Consider the following 23,080-nt stretch of genomic DNA (forward strand, 5'->3'; position numbering starts at 1 on the left):
TGCGCCCGCACCATGTCCTGCGCTCGCGACACCGCTCCACGGGGGTGCTCATCCCGCGCCCGCCCCGTAAGAATGGGCGGATGCCGACCGATACCGCCCGCGACGGCGACGACGAGCTCGACGCCGTCGCCGCCGAACTCTATGCGCTGCCGCCCGACCAGTTCACGGCGGCGAGGAACGCGCGGGCCGGGGCATCCGAACGTTCCCTCGCGGCACGCATCAAGAAGCTCCCCAAGCCGACCGTCGCCGCGTGGGCTGTGGACCTGCTCGCGCGCGACGGGCAGCTCGCCGATGCGCTCGATCTCGCGGCGGCGCTGCGCGAAGCGCAGGAGGACCTCGACGCCGCCGAGCTCGCGCGCCTGGGCAAGCAGCGGCGGCAGCTCGTGTCGGCCCTCGCCGCGCAGGCCGTGAGCCTCGCGAAGGACGCCGGCGTCACGATCAGCGCCGCCGCGCGCGAAGACGTCGAGAAGACGATCAACGCCGCGGTGATGGACGCGGATGCCGCAGCGGCCGTCATGACGGGACGCCTCGTCAAGCCGCTCGAGGCAGGAGGCTTCGAGCCCGGCGGGCTTGCGGATGCCGTCGGCGGATCCGTGCCGGGTGCGATCGCACCGCCGCCGCGCGACGACCTCGCCGAGCGCCGTGCGCGCAAGGCCGCCGAGAAGGCCGCGCGAGAGGCGGAGCGCGCCGTCAACGAGGCCGAGCGCGCGTTCGCGCAGATCGAGGCTCGCCGCGCCAAGACGCAGGAGCGCCTCGATCACGTGCGCGAGCGCATCGACGATCTGCGCCGCGACCTGGAACGCCTCGAAGACGAGGAGCGCACCGCGAGCGATCAGCTCGACGCGCTCGACGAGGAGCATCGCGCTGCGGCCTCGCGCGTGCGCGCGGCGGTCGAGGCCTCGGAGCGCGCGACGCGCGCACTCGACGAGCTCTAGGCAGCCGGCGCGGACACGGCCCGCGTCAACCTCCGGTCGCTGAGCCTGTCCCTCCGATCGCTGAGCCTGTCCCTCCGTCGCTGAGCCTGTCGAAGCGTCGCCCACCGAGGAGCGAGCCTGGCGACGAGCTCAAGACCGGGGCTCAAGCTACGCTGATCGCGTGTGGCTGGAGACCGCGGTCATCCTAATCCCACTGCTCGCCGTGCTCGCACCGTTGCTCGCGCGAGCGCTGGGTCGGTGGGTGCGCGTGCCCGTGGTCGTGTTCGAGCTCGTGCTCGGCATCATCGTCGGGCCGGCGGTGCTGGGGTGGGGTGCTCCGTCCGACATCGTCGAGATCTTCGCGAACCTCGGCCTCGCGATGCTGTTCTTCGTCGCGGGCACCGAGATCGACTTCACCGCGTTCCGTGGTCGTGTCGGCCGCCGGGCGGTCGGCGGGTGGCTCATCAGTCTCGTGCTCGGACTCGGCCTGGGGTTTGCGTTCTTCCCCACCGAGGCCGCGATCGTGGTCGGCATCGCCCTGTGCTCGACGGCGCTGGGCACGATCGTGCCCATCCTGCGCGACGCGTCCGAGCTGCGCACGCCGTTCGGCCGCGCGGTCTCGGTGATCGGCGCGGTCGGCGAGTTCGCGCCGCTCATCGCGATCTCCGTGTTCCTCGGAAGCCGCGATCCGGGACCCGCGACGATCGTGCTCGCCCTCTTCGCGGCGGTCGCCGCGACCGGCATCTGGCTCGCGTTCCGCATCCCGCGCGGCGCGATGCACCGGTTCGTGAACGCGACGCTGCACACGTCCGGGCAGTTCGCGATCCGGGTCGTGCTGCTCATCATCGGCGCGCTCGTCGCGCTGAGCCTCGCGCTCGACCTCGACATGCTCCTCGGCGCGTTCACGGCAGGCGTCATCTGGCGCCTGCTCATGCGCGACGCATCCGAGCCCGAGCGCCGGGCGGTCGAGAGCAAGGTCGAGGGCGTCGCCTTCGGATTCCTCATCCCGCTGTTCTTCGTGTACACGGGCATCACGTTCGACCTGCAGTCCCTCCTGGACCGTCCGGTGCTGTTCCTGTACGTGCCGCTCGTCATGGTCGCCCTGCTCGTCGTGCGGGGGCTCCCATCGACGCTCGCCGCGCCGGAGGGATCGCACGTGCGCGACCGCGCCGCGATCGGCCTCCTCGGCGCGACCGGGCTTCCGATCATCGTGGCCGTTACGGCGATCGGCGTCGACGAGGAGATCATCAGCCCCGCCGTGCAGGCCGTGCTCGTCGCGGGCGGCATGCTGTCGGTGCTCGTCTTCCCGCTTGTCGCCATGACGCTGCGCGGCCGCACGGTCGAAGAGCCCGACGCGCTGCAGGACGACCGCGCGTGATGCGCGAAGGGCGGGGCGGATGCCGCATCCGCCTCACCGGCGCCCGTAGCCTGAATGCGTGACCCGTGTGCGCGAGCTCCTCGACGACGCGCGCTCCCGGCTGGCCGACGCTCCGCGCGAGGCTGTGGGCGCGATCGTGCAGCCGCGACGGCTCTTCGGCATCGCGAGGGCTCCGCGGATCGTCCCGCACGGTGAGGCGTGGCACCTCGGGGTGCTGCTGCTCACCCCCGACGCGGTGCTCGCGACGGGCGAGGTCGTGCGGTCCCGCGTCCCCGCGCGACGCGGCTACACAGCCGAGAACCAGCGACGTCGCGCCGAGCTGGCGGAGGCGGCCCACCGCGGCGGATACGCCGAGGGTGCGACCGTGCACGTCGGGTGGAGCGAGCTCGACCTCGACGCGGTCGAGCGGGGCGAGGCATCAGGCCCGCTGTCACTCGTCGCGGGCGAGCCCATGGTGCGCTGGAGCGCCGCCGCCGCACCGCAGCCCCTGGCGGCGTATCTCGATGAGCGCATCGAGCTGCTGCGGCATCCGCCCGAAGGAGCGTGACCCGGGCGTCAGGCGCCCGCGTTGCGGACGTCCGCGGCTCGCATGAAAGCCGCGCCGGCGAGCGAGACGATGAGCACGACCGCTGCGACGATCACCGCGGTGATCCCGATCGGGGCGCTGTGCGGCTCGCCCGTGAGCCGGCCCACCGCGATCCACGACAGACCCCACGCGATCGCGAGCGGGGGCGCGACGCGCCAGCCGCCCGCACCGGCGATGCCGAGCGCGATGATCCCGACGAGCGCCAGCACGATGATGCCCCACACGTCCGCCGCGAGCTCCCACTCGGGCGGCCCGATCTGCGTGAGCCACGCGGCGGTGTTCGCCACCGTCGCGACCGTCACCCAGCCGAAGTGCAGCCCCGAGACGCCGTCGATGAGGAGCGCATCGAGCCACCCGTCGGCAGGTGTCGCGACCGCCCGCTGGAACCAGATCGCGAGCACGATGAGCAACCCGACGATCGCGAGCACCGTGCCCACGAGCGATCCGAATCGCGCGACCACGAGCCACAGCCCGTTCAGCACCATCGAGCCCGCGATGAGCCAGCCGAGCGCGCGCTGGCGCGGGTTCGCCCGCTGCGACGGCAGCGCCTGCCAGATCGTGTACGCGGCGAGGCCGACGTAGATCACGGACCAGATCGAGAACGCGGGACCGGCCGGGGCGAGGTACGAGCCCTCGGCGCTCAGTGCGCCGTCCTGCAGCTCGTCGACGGATGGTCCGCCGAACACGCCGCTGTTGACGACGGAGGCGATCAGCATGAAGCACAAGGCGGAGATGACGGCGACCTGACGGAGGACGTCGCCCGCCGTACCGGTCGTGCGCCGGTCTGAGAGCACGGATTCACGCATGGTCATGCTCCGACGCTATGCCGCCGACCTCCGCCGGACACCGGGGTTGACAGACGCTACGAAACCGGGGCCGCAGGTGCGAAACGGCGCGCGAAGGCCCGCAGCGCGCGGCCCGGCTCCGTGACGGATGCCGCGAGCACGCGGCTCGCGATGACGTCGTAGTCGTCCGCCGCGAAGTATCCGTCGTCGCGGTATACAGCCATGCGCTCGGTGAACGCGTGCGTCGTCGGCTCCGGGTGGAACTGGGTCGCCCACAGGCGGTCGCCGACGCGGTAGGCCTGGACGGGGCATCCGATGTTCGTGGCCAGCAGAACCGCGCCCTCGGGCAGTCGTCCCGTTCCCTCCTTGTGCGCCGTGAGCGCCGTGAACCGGTGCGCCAGGTCGCCGAAGAGCGGATCGCGGCGCCCGTCGGCGGTGAGGTTGACGACGGTCGGGCCGGTGTCTTCGGGGAACGCGCGGCTGACTTCGCCGCCGAGCATCCGGGTCACGATTCCGATGCCGTAGCACGTGAAGAACGCGGAGACGCCCTCATCGCCGCCCGCGGCCGCCCACCCGGCGATGCGCTCGAGATCGGCTTCGAGGCGGCGCTGCGCATCCGTCTTCGTCGACTCGGGGTCGGACACGTTGAACGGGCTCCCGCCGACGACGAATCCCCGCCAGCGCTCCGCGGCGTCGGGCGGAAGCGGCTCGTGCACGAGGTCGAGTCGGTCGAGCTCGGACGGCTCCAGGCGCATCGCCTGCCGGAACGATTCGTACTCTGCTTCCGCCGCGCCCTGCTGCGGGCGCACGCAGACGTACAGGACGGGGGCGGCCATGGCGCGATTCTAGGTGCGGGCGAGGACGGGCGCGACCGAGGATCGCCTGTGAAACCGCGTGGGTCCGTGTATCAGCCGCGGACTATCGCGCTCCCGTCGGGTGTGGACACAATGGGCGCTATGACCCACGCTGAGGCGGCGGCATCCTCGGATGCCGCCGAACCGGCGCGCTGGCAGCGCGCCGCCGCGCTTTTCGTCGCCTGGCGCGATGGCGACGCGCGAGCCATGGACGACCTCGTACGCCTCCTCACGCCGCTGCTGTGGCACGTCGTGCGGGCGTACGGGCTCGATCGGTCGCTCGCGGAGGACGTCGTCCAGACGACGTGGCTGACGCTCGTACGTCGGCACGAGTCCATCGCCGATCCGCTCGCGGTGTCGGGATGGCTCACCACGACGGCGCGGCGTGAGGCGTGGCGTGTCGGAAAGCAGCACCGGCGCGCCGACGCGACCGAGGCCGAGAACCTCGAGCCGCTCCTGCCCGTCCACGATTCCGCCGAGGATGTCGCTGCGGCCGACGACGAGAGTCACCGGCTGTGGCGGGCCGTCGCGCAGCTCGACGAGCGCTGTCAGCGACTGCTGCGCATCGTGGCGTTCGAGGAACGCCCCGACTACGCGCGGATCGCCCAGGACATGTCGATGCCGATCGGATCGATCGGCCCGACGCGCCAGCGATGCCTCGGCAAGCTCCGAACGCTTCTGCTGAGCGACGGTTGGGGAGAGGACCGAGATGCACGATGAAGACTTCGCCGCGGACGCGGCGCTTTTCGCGCGAATGCGCGCGATGTGGAGTGCGGTCGACCCCGTGCCGGTCGACCTCGTCGATCGGATGGTGGCCGCCGTCGCCGTCGAGGACCTGTCGCGCGAGTACGCCCTGCTGACGCTGGTCGAGTCGGAGACGGCCGCGGTGCGAGGCGAGAGCGACACCGCGACGCTGCAGTTCAGCGACGGCACCACGAGCGTCCTGCTGCACGTGACGGCGACCGAGGAGGGCCTGCGGCGCGTCGACGGGTGGACGGATGCCGACGCCCTCGCGATCCGGCTCACCCAGGAGGCGCAGGAGTGGTCGGCGGATGCCGGCGAGCACGGGCGCTTCGCCTTCGAGAGCGTGACGCCGGGGGTGTCGCGCCTGCGACTCGTGGTGCGCTCCGACGAGGGCATGAAGGACTTCCAGACGCCTCAGTTCGAGGTGTGACGGTTTGGTCGACGCGGAGTATGTGAGAACACGGCTGCTCGTGACGCGGCCCGACCGGTTCGAGGCGATCATCGAGGCGCTGCGGGAGGCGGCCGACGAGCTCGAGTGGGAGGTCGTGCCGGAGAGCCTCGGCGGCAGGCCGGTCGACCCGGCCGAGGTGGAACGCGAGACGCGCGCACGGGGCGGGGTGCATCCGGTTCGCCCGCACGTCGTCCGCATCGTGGTTCGCGGGGTGCAGCCGGAGGCGGCTCACGTCGACGCCGCACGTCTGCTGCGCCGGGCGAGGAGTCGCCACCCCGACCTCACCGGCGTGGAACTCGACCGGATCGCGACACCCGATGCGTGACCGACGGGGCGCATGTATCAGCACCGCTCTTCCGCCCTCCCGGTACCCGTGGGCACAATGGGCGCGGCCTCGCGGATGACGCGTGGCCGCGCGTCAGGGGAAGACACGACGATTGGGGAACGACACCATGCCTGAGAAGCCGGTACGCACGTGGCGCGAGCGGGAGGCCGCCGACGAGCCGAGGGGAGTGCCGCTCGACCCGATGCTCGAGCCCGTACCGGGGGTCCGCGCCTTCGGCTCGGTGTACGCGCCGGGCTACCTGCTCATCTCCGGCGAGAAGGAGGAGCCGGAGCGGCTTCTGCGCGAGGCGGGTGCCGCGCTCGGGTGGGATGTGAACGTCGAACCCGTGCCAGGGCAGCGGAAGGCGCGCGAGCCGCTGTCGCGCGCCGTGATCTTCCAGTCACCGCGCGAGGACCGCGATGACGAGCCGGTGCCGCCGATCGACGCGTGGCGGCTGCTCCAGCGTGCGCGGCTGCTCGCGACGAACGGGCGCGACCGGCGCGACCGAGCGCTCGATGCCGCGCGGTCGGCCGCACCCAAGGAGCGCGCGCGCCGTGCGCGCCGCAAGGACGGGTATGTCCCGAAGAAGGACGACCCGCTCCGGCGCGTCGGGCTCGATCACGTGCTCACGGTCGACCCCGCGGGCGTGAATCCCTTCTCGAAGACGAATCCGTTCTCGAAGACGAATCCGTTCTCGAAGACGAACCCGTTCTCGAAGACCAACCCGTTCTCGAGGACCAACCCGTTCTCGAAGACCAACCCCGCGGGGCTGGAGGGCTACGCCTTCCCCGGGTCGGGCGGCCTCGAGATGGCCTCGTACGTCGGCCCCGCGCCGACGCGCGTCCTCGAGCTCGAAGACGGCGGCCGGCGGCCCGTGGTCGCGATCGTCGACACCGGATGCGGCGAGCACGAGTGGCTGCCTCCGCGTCGCGACGAGACGAATCCCCCGCCCGAGCGCGACATCGTGCGGCGCCGCGTGTCCTCCGCCGCGAGCGAGGGGGTCATCGGGATCGACGACGAGTCGACGAACCCGGAGATCCACGGCGATCTCAGCGGGCCGCGGGACGGCTTCATCGACGGGGCATCCGGCCACGGCACGTTCGTCGCGGGGATCGTCCGCCAGGTCGCGCCCGAGGCAGACCTCGTGACGATCCGGGTGGCCGACAGCAACGGCACGGTCCTCGAGTCGGAGCTCATCCGGGCACTCGAAGAGCTGATCGACTGGATGAAGGAGGACGGCGACAACGGCGTGCAGCACGTCGACGTGCTCAACCTGTCGCTCGGCTACTACCACGAGACGCCCGAGGACGGTGCGTTCAGCACGAGGCTCTACGAGATCCTCGCGGAGCTGCGCGGCCTCGGGTGCGCGGTCGTGTGCTCGGCCGGCAACGACGCGACCGACCGGCCCACCTTCCCGGCGGCGCTCTACAACTGGGGCGATCCCGACATCACCCTCCCCGAGGCGGGAAAGCTCGCGCCGCATGTCGCGATCGGCGCACTCAATCCCAATCTGTCGTCCGTCGCGCTCTACAGCAACATCGGCGAATGGGTGACGGCGTTCGCGCCGGGCACGTCGGTGCTGAGCACCCTCCCGCAGGAGATCCAGGGCGGCGTACAGCCAGGGTCGCGACTCGACCTGTACGGGCGCCGACGCGAGACGATCGATCCCGACGACTTCACGGGCGGGTTCGCCATCTGGAGCGGGACGTCGTTCGCGGCGCCGTACGTCGCGGGGCTCATCGCGCGTGAACTCTCGCCGGTGCTCATGGGCGGCACGGCGGGCGGCGTCGACGTGACGGATGCTGCGACGAAGGCCGCGCTGAAGTTCGTCGAGAAGCTCGACCGGTCGGTCATCGAGTAGCCGAGTAGCCCGTCGGGCGGCGACCCCGCCATCATTGCAGGGTGCCCACCGACGCCGAGAGTCTCTACCAGCGCGGGGTCGACCTCGCGAACATGGGGCGCCACGACGACGCGCGCGCCGTGCTGGCCGAGGCGGCGGTGCGCGCGGAAGCGCTCGGTGACAACGATCTGCGCGCGCGGATCGCCGGGACGACCGGGTACCTGATCGCCCAGCATTCGAGCGCGGAGGAGGGCGAGCGGGTCTGCCTCGACGCGCTGGCGCTCCCGGGCCTGTCGGCCGAGTCGATCGCGATCCTGCACGGGCAGCTCGGCACGATCGACATGCACCGCGGCCGGCATGAGAGCGCCGTGCGCTGGCTCTCGAAGGCGATCGAGGGGCTCGCCGACAGTCCCGTGCGCGCCGCGAACATGCGCATGAACCGCAGCATCGTCGAGATGACGCGGGGCGACCTCGACGCGGCCGAGAGCGACGTGCTCGAGGCCGAGCGGATCTATCGCGAGGCCGGCCTCGCGTTCGACGCCGATCAGGCGGCGCACAACCGCGGATACCTCCGCATGCTCGCCGGCGACCTCGTGACCGCCCTCAAGATCATGCAGAGCGTGCGGGGGGCGCTCGGCGACGTGTCGGAGATGTCCGCCGCGATCATCGAGTTGGATCGGGCCGAGGTGCTGCGCGAAGCGGGGCTCACGACCGAAGCGGAGCGCCTCCTGGAGAAGGTCGCGCAGGAGTTCGGCCGCCTCGGCGTCACGCAGGATCGCGCCGAAGCCGAATACCAGCTCGCGCGTTCGCTCCTCTCGCATTCGCCGGCCCGCGCCGCGCGCGTGAGCGCGGCGGCTCGCAGGCGCTTCCGGGCGCTCGGCGCGGACGGGTGGGCGACCCGGGCCGCCGCGATCGGACTTCGCGCGCGGCTCGCGGTGCAGACGATCGATCGTGCAGGGGTCGCCGCGCAACGGCCGGGCCGGCTGCCCTCGGCATCCGACGTGGAGAAGCTCGCGGCCGCGCTCGAACAGCTCGGCCACCGCAACGACGCGATCGTCCTCCGACTCACGCACCTGCTCGCGCGGCTGCGCACGGGAGCCGATCCGCGATCGATCCAGGCACCGCGCCTGCCGCGCACCGCGTCGCTCGAGGCGGCCCTGCTCGCCGACGAGGTGCGGGCGGAGCGCGCGAGCCGACTCGGTCGCGAAGCGGAAGCGCGGCGGTACGCAGCGCGCGCGATCGAACGCCTCGAAGGCGCTGAACGATCCGGTGGGAGCCTCGAGCTCACGGCGTCGAGCTCGCTGCAGGGCAACGGGCCGCTGTCGGTCGGCCTCGCCTCGGCGGTACGGTCGGGTCGGCCCGAGACCGTGTTCGAATGGTCGGAGCGGGCTCGGCACGTCACGCAGGCGATCCTCCCCGTGCGCCCGCCGCACGACCCCGAGCTCGCGGCCGAGCTGGCGGAGCTGCGAGTGCTGCGCGCGGAGCAGTCCGACGGCGACTGGCTCGGTGAGGGAAGAGCGGCGCAGCTTCGCGACAGCATCCGCGAGCGTCAGTGGTCGCGGGTCGGAGGTGGCCCCCGACGCGTCGGGCTCGACGATGTTCAGGGCGTCCTGACGCCGCGCGAGGCCGTGATCTCGTTCGTGTTCGACGGACGGGGGTTGAGCGGTGTCGTCGCGACGGAAGCGTCCCGAGCGATCGTGCCCCTCGACTGGGAGGGCGTGCGCGCCGCCTTGAAGGGTCTACGCGCCGACCTCGACATGTCCGCATCACTCATCGTCGGGCCTCTGGCGGGAGTCGTGCGTGAGGCGCTCGACGGTCGCCTCGCCCGCCTGTCGAGCCTGCTGCTCGCGCCCACGCTCCGCGCCGCGGGCGATGTCGATCGCGTCGTCATCACGACACCCGGCGTGCTCGCGGGAATCCCGTGGATGATGCTCCCCGATTCGACGGGCCGCGCGATCACGCTCGCGCCCTCCGCGTCCTTCTGGGTGAGATGGCGCGCCGCGCCCGCGGGCGCACCGGAGTCGGCGGGCTTCGTCGTCGGTCCGCGCGTCGCACGCGGCGACGAGGAGACGGATGCGGCCGCCCGCGCCTGGCCGAGTGCGAGGCTCCTGCGCGGAAGCGACGCAGACGCCGCGTCCGTCACCGACCTCGCCGCGCACGTCGACGTGCTGCACATCGCCGCCCACGGTCACCACGCCGTGGACAACCCGATGTTCTCGGGTCTCGAACTCGCCGACGGGACGCTCTTCGGCTACGACATCGACCTCATCCCGCGGATTCCCGACACGGTCGTCCTGTCGGCGTGCGAGGTGGGCCGATCGTCCGTCCGATGGGGCGAGGAGGCGATCGGCATGACGCGCATCTGGCTGCACGCCGGCACGCGCTGCGTCATCGCCGCTCCGGTGGTGGTCGCCGACGACGTCGCGTGCGAGCTGCTCGGCGCGATGCACGAGGGGCTCGCGGCGGGAGTGCCGCCGGCCGTGGCGCTCGCCGAGGCATCCGCCCGCACCGGTCTCGTCGCGCCGTTCCAAGCCCACGGTGCGGGATTCTGAGAAGATTTCCGGTCTCGATGTATCAAGCGGCCGGGGAAGCGCTCCGACATCGTGGAACGACGCTTTGCATGGAGCCTCGGCCAGGCTCCGTCTGGGGATGCGTTGCGATCGACTGGGGGTGCCGGGTTCGGGAATGCCATGGCACTCGGTCGCGAGGGCGCCGATCCGAGGGGGGTGCCGCAGGGGTCAGACGGCGGCGCCCCCCTTCTCCGCGCATTCCTTGCGCGACCGGTGCCCGTCAGCGCGACCCGCGCGTCAGCGCGACGAGTTCGCCGTGCGGCCGCGCACGATCCCGACGAACGTGTCGACGAGCGGGGTCGTCCTGTCGGCCGGCCACGCGAGGGCCACGGTCGACGTCGGTCCGTCGCGAAGCGGGCGGTGCTCGACGTCGCGACGGTGGTGCAGGCGCGCGAGCGACATCGGCACGATGACGACGCCGACGCCCGCCGCGACGGTCGCGATCGCCTGCGCGGTGTCGTCCGGGGGTTCGAACGACGGCGCAACGGCATCCGGCACCTCGACGCCGAGGACGTCGTCGCGCGGAACGATCACGACCTCACCCGCGAGGTCGTCGAGCCCGAGTTCATCGGCGGCGGTCAGGTGCGAGTCCTTCGGGACGACGACGACCGGGACTTCGTCGTACAGCCGGATGACGTGAAGCCCCTCGCGATCGATCGGGAGGCGCACGAGGGCGGCGTCGACGGGCGGTTCACCCGTGTCGGCGTCTCGCGGCGCCAGCAGCTCCTCGCGCTGCGTCGCGAACGGTAGCTGCCGCAGTTCCAGCGGAACGTCGGGCATGCGCTCGCGCCAGATCGCGATCCACTTGCCCGGAGTCGCGCCGGGGATCGCGCCGAGCGTGAAACGGCCGGGCCGGATCGGCTCATCGGGGGGCTCTGGTGCGGCCTTCGGCCGGTTCCGTCCCGACGCTTTCACGGGTGGCTTGCCTTTCGCGCCGGATCGGGCCGCCGGCGGCCGCCGCCCTCGCCTCGAACCGCGCCCGCGCGCGCCGGAGCCGCCGCCCTTCGCCATGTCGCCAGCGTAGCCCGGGCGGTATCGTTCGCTCATGGTGCCGATCCTCGCCACGGCGTTCGCCACGCTCGCGGCTCTCCTGCACGTGTACATCTTCCTGATGGAGAGCGTGCAGTGGACGCAACCCCGCATCTGGAAGCGTTTCGGCGTACCCGACCAGGCGACGGCGGACGCGACCAAGCCGATGGCGTACAACCAGGGCTTCTACAACCTGTTCCTCGCGATCGGCGCGATCATCGGCATCGTGCTGTTCTGGACCGGAGACGCCGGCACCGTCGCCGGCATCGCCGGTCGCACGCTCGTGCTGTTCAGCCTCGGCTCGATGGCCGCGGCCGCGCTGGTGCTCGTCACGACGGGGGCGAAATACATGCGGGCGGCACTCGTCCAGGGCACGCTGCCGCTCATCGGATTCGTGCTGATCCTGTTCGCGTGACGCGCGGGGGATCGGCGAGCGAGCCGCAGGCACGACGAAAGGCCCGCCCAGCATTCGGCCCTCCCGGGCCGGTCGCTGAGCGAGCGAAGTGAGACGAAGCGGCGGACGTCAGGCGGCCAGTCGCAGACCGCGACGGTCGGTGGCGACCCTCTCGCCGTCGGCGATCGTCTCGTCGTCGCCGATGAGTGAACCGACGGCGACGCGTGCGCCGCTTCCGACGTGAGTGCGGACACCGATCTTCGCGCCGGCGCCGATAGCGGCACCGGGACCGATGTGCGCGTGGGGGGCGATCTGCGCGTCGGGGCCGATGACGGCATCCATCTCGACCCAGGCCCCGCGTCCGACGTGCGCCCCGGCGGCGATGTGCACACCGGGCTCGACGTACGCTCCGGCCTCGACCACGGCGCTCGGGTGCACCTTGGCTCCGTTCGCGATCAAGCCACGACCGTTGACATGCTTGCGATACCGCAGGACCTCACCGCGGTCGTTCTCGATGTCGACGTAGTTCTTGCCCACATTCCCCTCCTGCGGCACCATTCGATGCCACGTGGGAGATAACGGAACGCCGGCCGGATTCATTCCCTCGCAACGATTCGATGCGCAGATTTCCGCGCTGATCCGGGTCTTACGGTTGGCAGCGCGGGCACCAGAAGACGTTGCGCTCGCGAGTGGGATCCGCGCCGAGCGAGCCGCGGCGGATGAGGGTCCCGCAACGGCGGCACGGGCGTCCGTCGCGGCCGTACACCCACGTCGTGCGACCGGGGCGCGTGTCGCCGGTGAACGTGCGATCGCGGCGGTCGCGATTCGCGCGGATCATGCGGGCCCCGAGGTCCACCGCGGCTGCGGCATCCGTCTCGTTCGCCGGTGTGTCGGGGCGGATGCCGCGCACGAAGAGGATCTCGTTGACGTACTCGTTGCCGAATCCGGCGACGTTGCGCTGGTCTTGCAGGGCGACGTGCATCGCGCGCGCATCGGCGGCGATGCGCCGCGCGGCTTCGGCGGGGTCCCAGTCGGCGGAGAGCGGGTCGGGGCCGAGGTGGCCGACGAGGGTCTCCTCTTCGGCTGTCGGCACGAGCGCGATCTCGGCCAGGTCGAATCCCACGGTCTCGGCGCCGCCGCGGGGTCCTTCGGCGGAGACGACGGCGCGTGCCTTGAACGCGGGCTTCCGCCATCGTTCGCCTGGGCGGTACACGTGCCACTCGCCCTCCATCTTGAGGTGCGTGTGCAGCGTCCACTCCCCGATTCGGTGCAGCAGGTGCTTGCCGCGCGCGACCACGTCATGGACCGTCTCGCCGCGCAGGTCGGCGGCCGCGACGCGCGGTACGCGCAGCTCGAACCGGGTCACGGTGCCGCCCGCGAGGGCGTCGTCGAGGCGCCGCGCGGTGCGATGGACGGTGTCGCCCTCAGGCACCCGTCCGCACTCCGGTCATCGCCGACGCCCTTTCGCGTCGCAGCGTGAGTCCGCGCGGCGATTCGACGAACCCCGCGTCGCGCAGCGCGCGGCCGACGGCCGTGCCGTAGACGAACGCGCCGTTGACCTGCTCGATCGTGAGGGTGTCGAGCCCGCGGCGTCGCGCGGTGTCGGCGAGGCTCTTCGCCGCCGCCTGCAGCCGCGCCTCGTCGTCGGTGAACGCCAGCGCGGACTTGCCGCCGCGTTCGAGGTAGAGCGTGAGGACGCCGTCGACGAGCACGACGAGGCCGCCCGCCTTCCGCCCGGGGCGGTGCGACACGCCTTCGAGCGCCGGCCAGGGGAGCGCCGCGCCGTACGGGTTGGCGGGGTCGGTGGCCGCCAGGGTGATCGCGTCGAGGGGAGGCGGGTCGGGAACCGCCGCGAACTCACGGAGGCGGTCGATGGTGGCGGATGCCGCGAACTGCGCCGCCCCGAGCTTCTCGATGAGGTACCCGCGGCGGCAATGCCCCGCCTCCTCGAAGCCGGCGAGCACGCGGTACACCTGCGCGAAGCCGCCCGGGATGCCCTCCGACTGGACGGACCCGCGCGTGACGACGCCGTACCGGTCGAGGAGCAGGCTCCCGGCGGCGGTCGCGCGGAGCGCGGCATCCGGCTCGGCATCGGGGAGCAGCGACCAGCGCCCGCCGATCGACGGCGGTCGCGGCGGCGTGCTCGCGCTCACTCGGGCGAGCGTCGCGCCGCGATACATGCGCCCGCGCGGTGTGCGTCGCGAGACCCGGTGGGCCTGCGAGCCCTGGCCGATGAGCGTGCGGACCGGCGCGAACGTGTCGTTCGTGACGCGACCCGACCACGTGAGGCTCCACAGCGCCTCGACGACGGACTGCTCGTTCTCGGCATCCGCCAGCTGTCGGAGCTGCGCGGCGAAGTATGCGCCGCCCGCGCTCAGCACCTCGATGATGCGCTCCTCGAGGCTTCCCGCCGCGGGGGCGAGCTCGTCGTCGGGCGGCGCGATCGTGAGAGTGACGGCGTCGGCGGGGTGCAGCGCGATCCAGCCGTCCCGTCCGGGCAGGGCACCGTGACCCGACCAGATGACCTCGCCGCTCGCCGTGAGCTCGTCGAGGTACGCGGGGGAGTAGTCGGAGACGCGCGACGGGAGGATGAGAGACTCCCACGCGCTCGCCGGGATCGGCACTCCCGCGAGCTGCTCGATGACCGCGGCCACGCCGTCGATGCCCTCGAGGGGACGCGTCACGTGCTGCCACACCGGCAGGAACCGCGCGAACGCGTCGGGCGGCACGGGCTCGACGCTGCCCCGGATCGCCGCGAGCGAACGCATGCGCAGGCGGCGAAGCACCTCGGAGTCGCACCACTCCGTCTCATCGGCGGTGCCGTCCTGCGAGGGGGCCGTCGTCGGCTCGGGCAGGAAGAAACCGCTCGCGATGCGCCCCTGCGACTCGAGCCGCTGGAGCGTCTGCCGCGCGACCGCGACCCCGATCCCCAGGCGGTCCGCGACGGCGGTCGCCGTGAACGGGCCGTGCGTGCGCGCGAAGCGTGCGACGAGGTCGCCCAGCGGATCGGCGACCGGTTCGACGAACGCGGTGGGCACGCCGACCGGCAGCGCGGCGCCGAGCGCGTCGCGCAGGCGCCCCGCGTCTTCGATCGCCGCATACCGGTGGACGCCGGCGATCGTGACGGCGATCGCACGCTTGCTCTGCACGAGGGCGTCGAGGTGGGCGGATGCCTCGGCCTCCGTCGCCGACGGTGCTTCCGTCGCCGATCGAGCAGCCGCGGGCGACGAATCGAGGTCCGTCTCCTCGCCGACGTCCGGCTGCCCGTCAGGCGATCCTTCCGCGCGGAGGTCAGTCTCTCCCCGTTCCGCGAACTCCCCGTCGGGAGACTCCGCCTGCAGTCGCGCGGCCACCTCGGCCGCGTCCAGCGGCCCCAGCATCCGCAGCAGGTCGGCGACGCCCTCGACGCCGCGCACGCGCCGATCCGGCGCAAGACGCTGAGCCTCGCGCTCGAACTGGGCGATCACGTCGGGGTCGAGCAGCTCGCGCATCTCGACCTTGCCGAGCAGCTCGCTCAGCAGGGCCGGATCGACCGAGAGCGCCGCGGCCCGCCGTTCCGCGAGCGGCGAATCGCCCTCGTACATGAACGCGCCGACGTACCCGAAGAGCAGATCGCGCGCGTACGGCGACGGCTGCGCCGTCGTCACCTCGATGAGCCGGATGCGCCGGTCCCCGATCTCGCGCGCGATGCGCAGCAGCGACGGCACGTCGTAGACGTCCTGCAGCACCTCACGCAGGGTCTCGAGGATGATCGGGAACGTCGGATACCGCCGCGCGACCTCGAGCAGCTGAGCAGAGCGCTGCCGCTGCTGCCACAGCGGACTGCGGCGGTTGGGGTTCGTGCGGGGGAGCAGCAGCGCCCGCGCGGCGCACTCGCGGAACCTCGAGGCGAACAGCGCCGAACCGCCGACCTCGTCGGTGACGATCTGCTCGAGCTCGTCGGGTTCGAAGACGAACAGCTCGGCGCCGGGCGGTTCGGCCGTGGCATCCGGAACCCTCGCGATGATGCCGTCGTCGCTCGCGACCGCGGATCCTTCGACTCCGAGCCGCTCGCGGATCCGCGCGTTGACGGCGAGTGCCCAGGGGGCATGGACCTGCATGCCGTACGGGGAATGCAGGATCACGCGCCAGTCGCCGACCTCGTCGCGGCCGCGCTCGATCGTCAGGGTGCGGTCGGTCGGGAGAGTGCCCGTCGCCTCGCGCTGCTCGGCGAGGTAGGAGAGGAGGTTGCTGATCGCGTTCTCGTCGAGGCCGGACTCGCGCAGCCGTTCGATCGCCTTCTCGGGAGGCGCCGACGACACTTCGCGCGAGAACTTCCCGAGTGCCTCGCCCAGCTCCGCGGGGCGTCCGATGCCGTCGCCGTGCCAGAACGGCACCTTGCCCGGCTGGCCGAACGCGGGCACGACGTTCACCCGATCGTGCGTGATCTCGACGATGCGCCAGCTCGTCGTGCCGAGCGTGAACACGTCGTTGACGCGCGACTCGTACACCATCTCCTCGTCGAGCTCGCCGACGCGCGCGTTGCGGCTCTCGCCGGCGACGTACACGCCGAACAGACCGCGGTCGGGGATCGTGCCGCCGCTCGTCACTGCGATCCGCTGCGCACCGGGCCGGCCGAGGAGCACGCCCTGGTCGCGATCCCACACGACGCGGGGGCGGAGCTCTGCGAACTCATCCGACGGGAAGCGCCCCGCGAGCAGGTCGAGCGTGGCCTCGTACGCCGACCGCGGCAGCGTGCGGAACGGCGCGCTGCGCTTCACCGTCTCGTACCAGCCCTCGACGTCGAGCGGCGCGACGGCGGATGCGGCGACCGTCTGCTGCGCGAGGATGTCGAGCGGGTTCTGCGGAACCGCGATCGCCTCGATCTGCCCCGCGAGCATGCGCTCGGTGACGATCGCGGTGTGGAGCACGTCTCCGCGGTGCTTCGGGAAGAGCGCGGCGCGACTCACCTCGCCGACCTGATGGCCGGCTCGGCCCACTCGCTGCAGACCGGATGCCGCCGACGGCGGCGCCTCGACCTGGATCACGAGGTCGACCGCGCCCATGTCGATGCCGAGCTCGAGGCTGCTCGTGGCGACGACGCACTTGAGCACTCCGGACTTGAGCTCGTCCTCGACGATCGCCCGCTGCTCCTTCGACACCGATCCGTGGTGCGCCTTCGCGAGTACGGGAGGTGCGCCGGCGGTCGCACCGGCCTGCGCCATCATGGCGGCGGGCGGAGGCTGCCTCGACTCGGTCCCTGAGCCCGCAGAAGAGAGGCCGAGGCGCTCCGCGTAGATCTCGTTGAGGCGTCCCGTCAACCGCTCCGCGAGGCGTCGCGAGTTCGCGAACACGATCGTGGACCGATGCTGCAGGATGCGGTCGACGATCGCCTCTTCGACATGCGGCCACACGGAGCCCGTGATCTCGGTCGCCGAAGGCGCGCGCGAGGAGGACCCGTCCGAGAACCAGTCCTCGGGCTCGGGGTCGCTCGACTTGGTCTCGGGCTCTTCGCGTGCTCGCTCGGCGTCCGGGGGTGGGGCACCGTCGCCATCCGACCCGGCCGGCGCCCACGCATCCGCATCGACACCCGGCGGAGGCGGCGGGTTGCTCAGATCGTCGATCGGCACGACGACCCGCAGGTCGAACGCCTTCGTCGCGCGCGGCGCGACGATCTCGACCGGCTGCGCCCCACCCAGGAACCGCGCGACCTCGTCGATGGGGCGGACCGTCGCCGAGAGCCCGATGCGCTGCACGGGTGCGAAGTCCGCGAGCCCCGCCGACTCGGCGAACCCGCGCCGCAGGTCGTCGAGCCGCTCGAGGCTGACCGCGAGGTGCGCGCCGCGCTTGGTGGCTGCGACCGCGTGCACCTCGTCGACGATGACCGTGTGAACGCCGCGCAGGGTGTCGCCCGCCTGGCTCGTGAGCATGAGGTACAGCGACTCGGGCGTCGTGATGAGGATGTCGGGCGGATCCGCGACGAGCTTGCGCCGGTCGCTCGACGTCGTGTCGCCCGAGCGCACGCCGACCGAGACATCCGGCACGGCGATCCCCAAGCGCCGCGCCGATTGGCCGATGCCGACGAGAGGGGAGCGCAGGTTGCGCTCGACGTCGACGCCCAGGGCCTTGAGCGGGGAGATGTACAGGACCCGCGTGGCCGGATCCGTGCTGCGGACGCGCCCCCGGCCCTTGGGCTCGTGCGCGGGCGTCGCCTGCTTCTCGTGGAAGATGCGGTCGATCGCCCACAGGAATGCCGAGAGCGTCTTGCCCGACCCGGTCGGTGCGACGACGAGCGCGTGCTTGCCGGCCGAGATCGCCTTCCACGCGCCCACCTGGGCGTCGGTGGGCCGCGCGAAGGCGCCGCGGAACCAGTCCTGCGTGGCAGGACCGAACCGTTCGAGCACGTCGCCCACGCATCCATCTTCGTCGCCCCCGGCGACATCGGGGCAGGGGTTGCGCGATGCCCAGCGGGATCCCAGGGCGCGGCCGCGCCGCGCCGCGGCATCCGGTTCTGGCCATCCCGGCCCCGCCGGGCCGACAATGGGGCATGGCCGAGATCAAGACCAAGCCCACGGATGCCGACGTCCGCGAGTTCCTCGAAGGAGTGACCCCCGCGAAGCGGCGAGAGGACGGGCTGGCGCTCGCCGCTATTTTTCGCGAGGTGACGGGCGAGGACCCCGTGATGTGGGGTCCGTCGATGGTGGGGTACGGCACCTACCGCTACGTGTCGCCTACCGACCCGCGTACGCGCGGCGACTGGCCGAAGGCGGCGTTCTCGCCGCGCAAGGCGCAGCTGTCGCTGTACGGGCTCAAGGATCTGCCCGAGGGCGCCGCTCTGCTGCCGAAGCTCGGGACCTACACCGAGGGCGCCGGGTGCGTGTACGTCAAGAAGCTCGACGACGTCGACGTCGACGTCCTGCGGCGGCTCATCGCGATCGCGTGGTCGCGCGGAGACGACCCCGTGCCGGAGAAGTAGACCGCACGGCTGCGCTGGCCTTTCTCACGGAGTGGGACTAGGCTAGGAGGTTCTTTGCCGCTTCCGGCCAAGGAGGAGGAGTCGACGATGAGCAACGTGACGGAACCCGTCTGGATGACCCCCGCGACGCTGGCGTCGCTCGAAGAGGAGCTCGCCGAGCTCGTCGCGCAGCCCGACGCCGACCAGGCCCGCGTCATCGAGCTGCGCGAGCTCATCCGCCGCGCCGAGGTCGGCCCCAAGCCCGACGACGGGCTGGTCGAGCCCGGCATGATCGTGTCGGTCCGCTTCGAGTCGGACGGGTCGGTCGAGAAGTTCCTGCTCGGCAGCCGCGAGCTCGTGCGCAACGACCGCGGAGTGGATCTCGACGTCTACTCGCCCACGTCCCCGCTCGGCGCCGCGATCAGCGGCCGGCACGTCGGCGACACGGTCACCTACACGGCGCCCTCGGGCGCATCGCTCACGGTGACGATCCTCGAGACGCATCCGTTCGGCTGAGGCTCGACGACGCGGCATCCGGATCGCACGGATCCGGATGCCGCGCTGTGTCACCTCTCGGTGAGCATCCCGTCGGCGTCGAGCTCGAGCACGAGATCGACCCCGAGCCGTTCGAGGAACACATCGTCGTGGCTCACCACGAGGACGGCTCCGCGATAGGAGGCCAGCGCGCCGACGAGCTGGTCGACCGTGTCGAGGTCGAGGTTGTTCGTCGGCTCGTCGAGCACGAGCAGCTGCGGAGGCGGGTCGGCCAGCAGCAGCCGGGCCAGAGCGACGCGGAACCGCTCGCCGCCCGACAGCGTGCCGACCGGCCTCTCGACCGTGGCGCCCCTGATGAGGAACCGCGCGAGGCGGTTGCGCAACTCGACCGTGCCGATGCTCTGCGCGACGGCCGCGACGTTCTCGAGCACGGATGCCCCGTCGTCGAGCCCGTCGATGCGCTGCGGCAGGTAGCCGATGCGGTCGGTGTGAGCGACCGCGCGTGAAAGCGCCGGGCCGAAACGGCCCCCAGCCCGTCCCACAGCCCCCGCCGAGCCGATCGAGCCCGGCGGATTCACCGCGCTGCCGACCAGACGCTCCAGCAGAGTCGTCTTGCCGACGCCGTTCGGCCCGATCAGCGCGACGCGCTCCGGCCCCTGGACGATCCAGGAATGGTGGGCGTCGCTGATCGTCGCGATGCGGCGACCCGAGGGCACTCCCGGGTCGGGCAGGTCGATCTTGACGATCGCGTCGTCGCGCACGCGACGCTCGGCGGCGTCGAGCGCCTCACGGGCGGTCGCCTCGCGATCGGCCTTCTCGCCGCGGAGCCGGCCCGCCGATACCTGGGCGGCGCGCTTGCGGGCGTTCATGACGATCTTCGGCACGCGCTTCTCGTCATACGCCTTCTGACCCATCTGCCTGCGGCGGGAGATCGTGGTCTCGGCCTCGATGCGCTGACGCTTCTCGCGCCGCAGCGCCTGGGCGGCGGCGCGCTCGGCCTGGCGGGCGGCGTCCTGCTCGGTCTCGAGCCACGCTCTCCATTCGGAGTACGGGCCGCCGAACACCGAGAGCTCGTTCGCGTAGAGCTCCGCGGTCTCGTCCATGAGGTCGAGCAGCGCGACGTCGTGACTCACCACGATCAGCGTGCCCCGCCACGAGCGCACCATGTCGTACAGACGTGCGCGCGCGTTGCGGTCGAGGTTGTTCGTCGGCTCGTCGAGCAGCGCGATGGGTGCGCGTTCGCCGGCAGACCGCACGCGGATGCCCGCGATCGCCGTGAGCACGGCCTCGCCGCCCGACAGTTCGCCGACACGACGGTCGAGCATCTCGGGCGCGAGCCCCGCCTCGGCGAGGGCCGCGTGCGCCCGCGCCTCGATGTCCCAGTCGGTTCCGACCGTGTCGAAGTGGCGCGGGTCGGCGTCTCCGGACTCGATCGCGCGCAGCGCGCGCAGCGCATCGCCGATTCCGAGCACGTCGAACACCGGTCGATCGACGTCGAGCGTCAGGCGCTGCGGCAGGTAGGCGGCATCCGCCCCCGACTCGATTCGACCCGAGGTGGGCGCGATCTCGCCGGCGATGAGCCGGAGCAGCGTGGACTTGCCGGCGCCGTTGCGGCCGACCAGGCCCGTCCGCCGAGAGCCGAACGCTCCCGAGACATCGGTGAGTGCGGCCGTGCCGTCGGGCCACGTGAACGACACGCGGTCGAGCACGACAGAGGGTGTGAGGGTGTTGGTGGACATGAGGTCTCCTTCGTCAGTCAGGCGCTGACGTCGGAGTCCATGAGGGCCCACGGATGCCGGGCATGCAGAAGCCCGGCGGAGGGCGGGAGATCGACGGTCAGCGCGGTGCGGCTTTTCAGCGGCGCCGACACGTCAGGATGGCTGCGGAGTTGCCATCCGGTTCCTGAACAGCAGCCGAAGGCTGCGTGTCGAAGGATCGACGGATCAGCGCGGAATCACTGCGCGGTCGCGACGATCTCTGTCACTGTCTTTTCCTCACACTCGGGACAAGGACGCGGGCCAGCATAGCGGACATCCGCGTCCGATGGTCTGTGAGTCGCGTGCGCCCCGTCCTAGCATGAGCGCATGGCCGACCCCGTGCGAGCCCACGATCCGATCCTGACGGTGACACCCAACCCGGCGCTGGACGTGAGCACGTCCATCCCGCGGGTCATCCCCGAGGAGAAGCTGCGCTGCGGGCCGACGCGCCTGGATCCGGGCGGCGGCGGCATCAACGTGTCGCGCGTCGTGCGCAACCTCGGCGGGCGCTCCACGGCCCTCTACACCGCGGGCGGACCGACGGGCCATGCGTACCGCGAGCTCCTCGAACGAGAGGGGATCATGGGGCGCGTCGTCCGCATCAAGGGCAGCACGCGCGAGAGCTTCACGGTGGACGAGACCTCGACGGGCGAGCAGTTCCGCTTCGTCCTGCAGGGGCCGCACCTGTCGGAGCCCGAGTGGCGCGCATTCCTGTCCGCGGTCGTCGACGACCTGCCCGTCGGCGGGTACCTCGTCGCGAGCGGCAGCCTCCCGCCCGGCGTCCCCGTCGACTTCTACGGGCGACTTGCCCGCATCGCGCGCGACCGCGGATCGCGGTGCATCGTCGACGCATCGGATGCCGCGCTGAACGCGGCGCTCGACGAGAGGGTCTTCCTCGTGAAGCCCAGCCGTCACGAGCTCGCCGAGCTCGTGGGCGCACCCGTAGAGGACGACGCGCAGCTGGAGGCGGCGGCGCGCACGCTCATCGCCGACGGGCGCACCGAGATCGTCGCGCTGACGCTCGGCGGCGCGGGCGCCGTGCTCGTGACCGCCGACGACACGTGGCGTCTGCCCTCACCGAAGGTCGCCGTGCAGAGCACGGTGGGGGCGGGAGACAGCTTCCTCGGCGCGTTCGTGCTGCGCCTCGCCGAAGGGCGCACGCCGCGCGAGGCGTTCCGCACTGCGGTTGCGGCGGGCTCGGCGACGGCCGCGCTCCCGGCGACGGGGCTTTGCGCCGCCGAAGCGGTCGCCGAGCTCGAAGCACAGCTGCCCGCGGCGTGACATCAGCCGCGGCCGCCCGGGCCTCAGCGAGACGCCGGTCCTCCGGGAGCGGGCGGTCCTGCGGGAGCGGAAGGGGCGGCCGCATCCGCCAGTCTCTTCTCGATGAAGACCCGCACGTCGGCCAGCTCCTGCTCCGACACGCTGTGGGTCAGGCCGGGGTAGACGCGCCCGCTCAGGTCGACGTGATCGGGGAGCCACTGCGTCGTGTGCTCGACGAGCGCCGCCGGGATCACGTCATCGTGCGTGCCGCGTCCCCAGAACACGGGCGGTCTGATCTCGGCGAGCTCGGCGTCGTGCGGCAGGTCGCCCGGCGCCGCATAGCCGCTGAGGTTCACCGCGTACGCGAAGCGCCGCGGGTCGAGGCGCAGGGCCTGGAGCGACACCGCACCGCCCTGCGAGAAGCCGAGGAGACCGACGGATGCCGCGCCCGGCGCATGCGCGTCGACCCACTCGATCACCGCCTGGGCCGCGGCCGTCACGTGCGACGGGTCGCGTCCGTCGAGTCCGTCGATCGGATACCACGACCGCCCCGGCATGGGCCACGGCGGGGTGAGGGGTGCGGCGAGGCTGACGACGGCGAGCGTGTCGGGCAGGTACTCGCGAAGCCCGTAGAGGTCGTGCTCGTCGGCCCCGTACCCGTGGAGGAGCAGCAGCAGGTGCCGGCCCGCCACGTCGGCGGGCTCGACGGACCACAGCGCCGCATCTGCGTCGAGGATGAGCGACTCCGGCATGCCCCTCATCCT

20 protein-coding genes are annotated in these 23,080 nt (G+C 72.0%); 12 read left to right on the forward strand and 8 right to left on the reverse strand.

Annotated elements, in window-relative coordinates; all coding sequences use genetic code 11:
* Positions 1-80: 80 nt before the first annotated feature.
* From VNR19_RS05245 to VNR19_RS05255, 3 genes are all read left to right on the forward strand, one after another.
* On the forward strand, positions 81-935 hold the full coding sequence (locus VNR19_RS05245) for a transposase (RefSeq protein WP_325724605.1): 855 nt from the start codon (positions 81-83) through the stop codon (positions 933-935).
* 160 nt (positions 936-1,095) lie between these two features.
* Positions 1,096-2,292: a cation:proton antiporter gene (locus VNR19_RS05250; RefSeq protein ID WP_325724607.1), complete on the forward strand. Its 1,197-nt coding sequence runs from the start codon at positions 1,096-1,098 to the stop codon at positions 2,290-2,292.
* 58 nt (positions 2,293-2,350) lie between these two features.
* On the forward strand, positions 2,351-2,839 hold the full coding sequence (locus VNR19_RS05255; protein WP_325724609.1) for a glutaminase: 489 nt from the start codon (positions 2,351-2,353) through the stop codon (positions 2,837-2,839).
* A gap of 8 nt (positions 2,840-2,847) precedes the next feature.
* Here the strand turns inward: VNR19_RS05255 and VNR19_RS05260 are convergent, their stop codons facing one another.
* Both VNR19_RS05260 and VNR19_RS05265 read right to left on the reverse strand, forming a co-directional pair.
* Positions 2,848-3,690, reverse strand: coding sequence for a TspO/MBR family protein (locus VNR19_RS05260; protein WP_325724611.1), 843 nt, complete (start codon positions 3,688-3,690; stop codon positions 2,848-2,850).
* Between the two features lie 50 nt (positions 3,691-3,740).
* Entirely contained in the window at positions 3,741-4,499 is a 759-nt protein-coding gene (locus VNR19_RS05265; protein WP_325724613.1) for a glutamine amidotransferase-related protein, read from the reverse strand.
* A gap of 120 nt (positions 4,500-4,619) precedes the next feature.
* Between VNR19_RS05265 and VNR19_RS05270 the strand changes: the two genes are divergently transcribed.
* From VNR19_RS05270 to VNR19_RS05290, 5 genes are all read left to right on the forward strand, one after another.
* Positions 4,620-5,237, forward strand: coding sequence for an RNA polymerase sigma factor (locus VNR19_RS05270; protein WP_325724615.1), 618 nt, complete (start codon positions 4,620-4,622; stop codon positions 5,235-5,237).
* Positions 5,227-5,691 carry a hypothetical protein gene (locus VNR19_RS05275; RefSeq protein ID WP_325724617.1) on the forward strand — a complete coding sequence of 155 codons (465 nt, stop codon included), beginning with the start codon at positions 5,227-5,229 and terminating at the stop codon, positions 5,689-5,691. The genes VNR19_RS05270 and VNR19_RS05275 overlap by 11 nt, the downstream gene beginning before the upstream one ends.
* A gap of 22 nt (positions 5,692-5,713) precedes the next feature.
* Positions 5,714-6,037, forward strand: a complete 324-nt coding sequence (locus VNR19_RS05280; RefSeq protein WP_325724619.1) for a hypothetical protein — start codon at positions 5,714-5,716, stop codon at positions 6,035-6,037.
* A 127-nt stretch (positions 6,038-6,164) separates the two neighbouring features.
* Positions 6,165-7,898 carry a S8 family peptidase gene (locus tag VNR19_RS05285; protein ID WP_325724620.1) on the forward strand — a complete coding sequence of 578 codons (1,734 nt, stop codon included), beginning with the start codon at positions 6,165-6,167 and terminating at the stop codon, positions 7,896-7,898.
* Positions 7,899-7,939: 41 nt separating this feature from the next.
* Positions 7,940-10,429, forward strand: coding sequence for a CHAT domain-containing protein (locus VNR19_RS05290; protein ID WP_325724621.1), 2,490 nt, complete (start codon positions 7,940-7,942; stop codon positions 10,427-10,429).
* A gap of 255 nt (positions 10,430-10,684) precedes the next feature.
* On the opposite strand, the gene VNR19_RS05295 is transcribed toward VNR19_RS05290, so the two are convergent.
* Positions 10,685-11,362, reverse strand: a complete 678-nt coding sequence (locus tag VNR19_RS05295; RefSeq protein WP_325724623.1) for a LysR substrate-binding domain-containing protein — start codon at positions 11,360-11,362, stop codon at positions 10,685-10,687.
* A 130-nt stretch (positions 11,363-11,492) separates the two neighbouring features.
* Here VNR19_RS05295 and VNR19_RS05300 point away from each other — a divergent pair, with 130 nt between their 5' ends.
* A complete protein-coding gene (locus VNR19_RS05300) occupies positions 11,493-11,891 on the forward strand; it encodes a DUF1304 domain-containing protein (RefSeq protein ID WP_325724625.1) in 399 nt (132 codons plus the stop codon).
* A 108-nt stretch (positions 11,892-11,999) separates the two neighbouring features.
* Here the strand turns inward: VNR19_RS05300 and VNR19_RS05305 are convergent, their stop codons facing one another.
* From VNR19_RS05305 to VNR19_RS05315, 3 genes are all read right to left on the reverse strand, one after another.
* On the reverse strand, positions 12,000-12,407 hold the full coding sequence (locus tag VNR19_RS05305) for a transferase (RefSeq protein WP_325724627.1): 408 nt from the start codon (positions 12,405-12,407) through the stop codon (positions 12,000-12,002).
* A gap of 109 nt (positions 12,408-12,516) precedes the next feature.
* A complete protein-coding gene (locus VNR19_RS05310) occupies positions 12,517-13,302 on the reverse strand; it encodes a DNA-formamidopyrimidine glycosylase family protein (protein ID WP_325724629.1) in 786 nt (261 codons plus the stop codon).
* Complete coding sequence (locus VNR19_RS05315) at positions 13,295-18,262, reverse strand: Lhr family ATP-dependent helicase (RefSeq protein WP_325724631.1); 4,968 nt, start codon at positions 18,260-18,262, stop codon at positions 13,295-13,297. The genes VNR19_RS05310 and VNR19_RS05315 overlap by 8 nt, the downstream gene beginning before the upstream one ends.
* A gap of 134 nt (positions 18,263-18,396) precedes the next feature.
* Here VNR19_RS05315 and VNR19_RS05320 point away from each other — a divergent pair, with 134 nt between their 5' ends.
* A complete protein-coding gene (locus tag VNR19_RS05320; RefSeq protein ID WP_325724633.1) occupies positions 18,397-18,825 on the forward strand; it encodes a DUF1801 domain-containing protein in 429 nt (142 codons plus the stop codon).
* An 87-nt stretch (positions 18,826-18,912) separates the two neighbouring features.
* Entirely contained in the window at positions 18,913-19,320 is a 408-nt protein-coding gene (locus VNR19_RS05325) for a GreA/GreB family elongation factor (protein ID WP_325724635.1), read from the forward strand.
* Between the two features lie 50 nt (positions 19,321-19,370).
* Here the strand turns inward: VNR19_RS05325 and VNR19_RS05330 are convergent, their stop codons facing one another.
* A complete protein-coding gene (locus VNR19_RS05330; protein ID WP_325724637.1) occupies positions 19,371-21,038 on the reverse strand; it encodes an ABC-F family ATP-binding cassette domain-containing protein in 1,668 nt (555 codons plus the stop codon).
* Between the two features lie 345 nt (positions 21,039-21,383).
* Between VNR19_RS05330 and VNR19_RS05335 the strand changes: the two genes are divergently transcribed.
* Positions 21,384-22,337, forward strand: coding sequence for a 1-phosphofructokinase family hexose kinase (locus VNR19_RS05335; RefSeq protein ID WP_325724638.1), 954 nt, complete (start codon positions 21,384-21,386; stop codon positions 22,335-22,337).
* A gap of 23 nt (positions 22,338-22,360) precedes the next feature.
* Here the strand turns inward: VNR19_RS05335 and VNR19_RS05340 are convergent, their stop codons facing one another.
* Entirely contained in the window at positions 22,361-23,068 is a 708-nt protein-coding gene (locus VNR19_RS05340) for an alpha/beta hydrolase (protein WP_325724639.1), read from the reverse strand.
* Between the last annotated feature and the right edge of the window lie 12 nt (positions 23,069-23,080).

It is taken from the genome of Microbacterium sp. (assembly GCF_035556355.1).
Classification (GTDB): Bacteria; Actinomycetota; Actinomycetes; order Actinomycetales; family Microbacteriaceae; genus Microbacterium.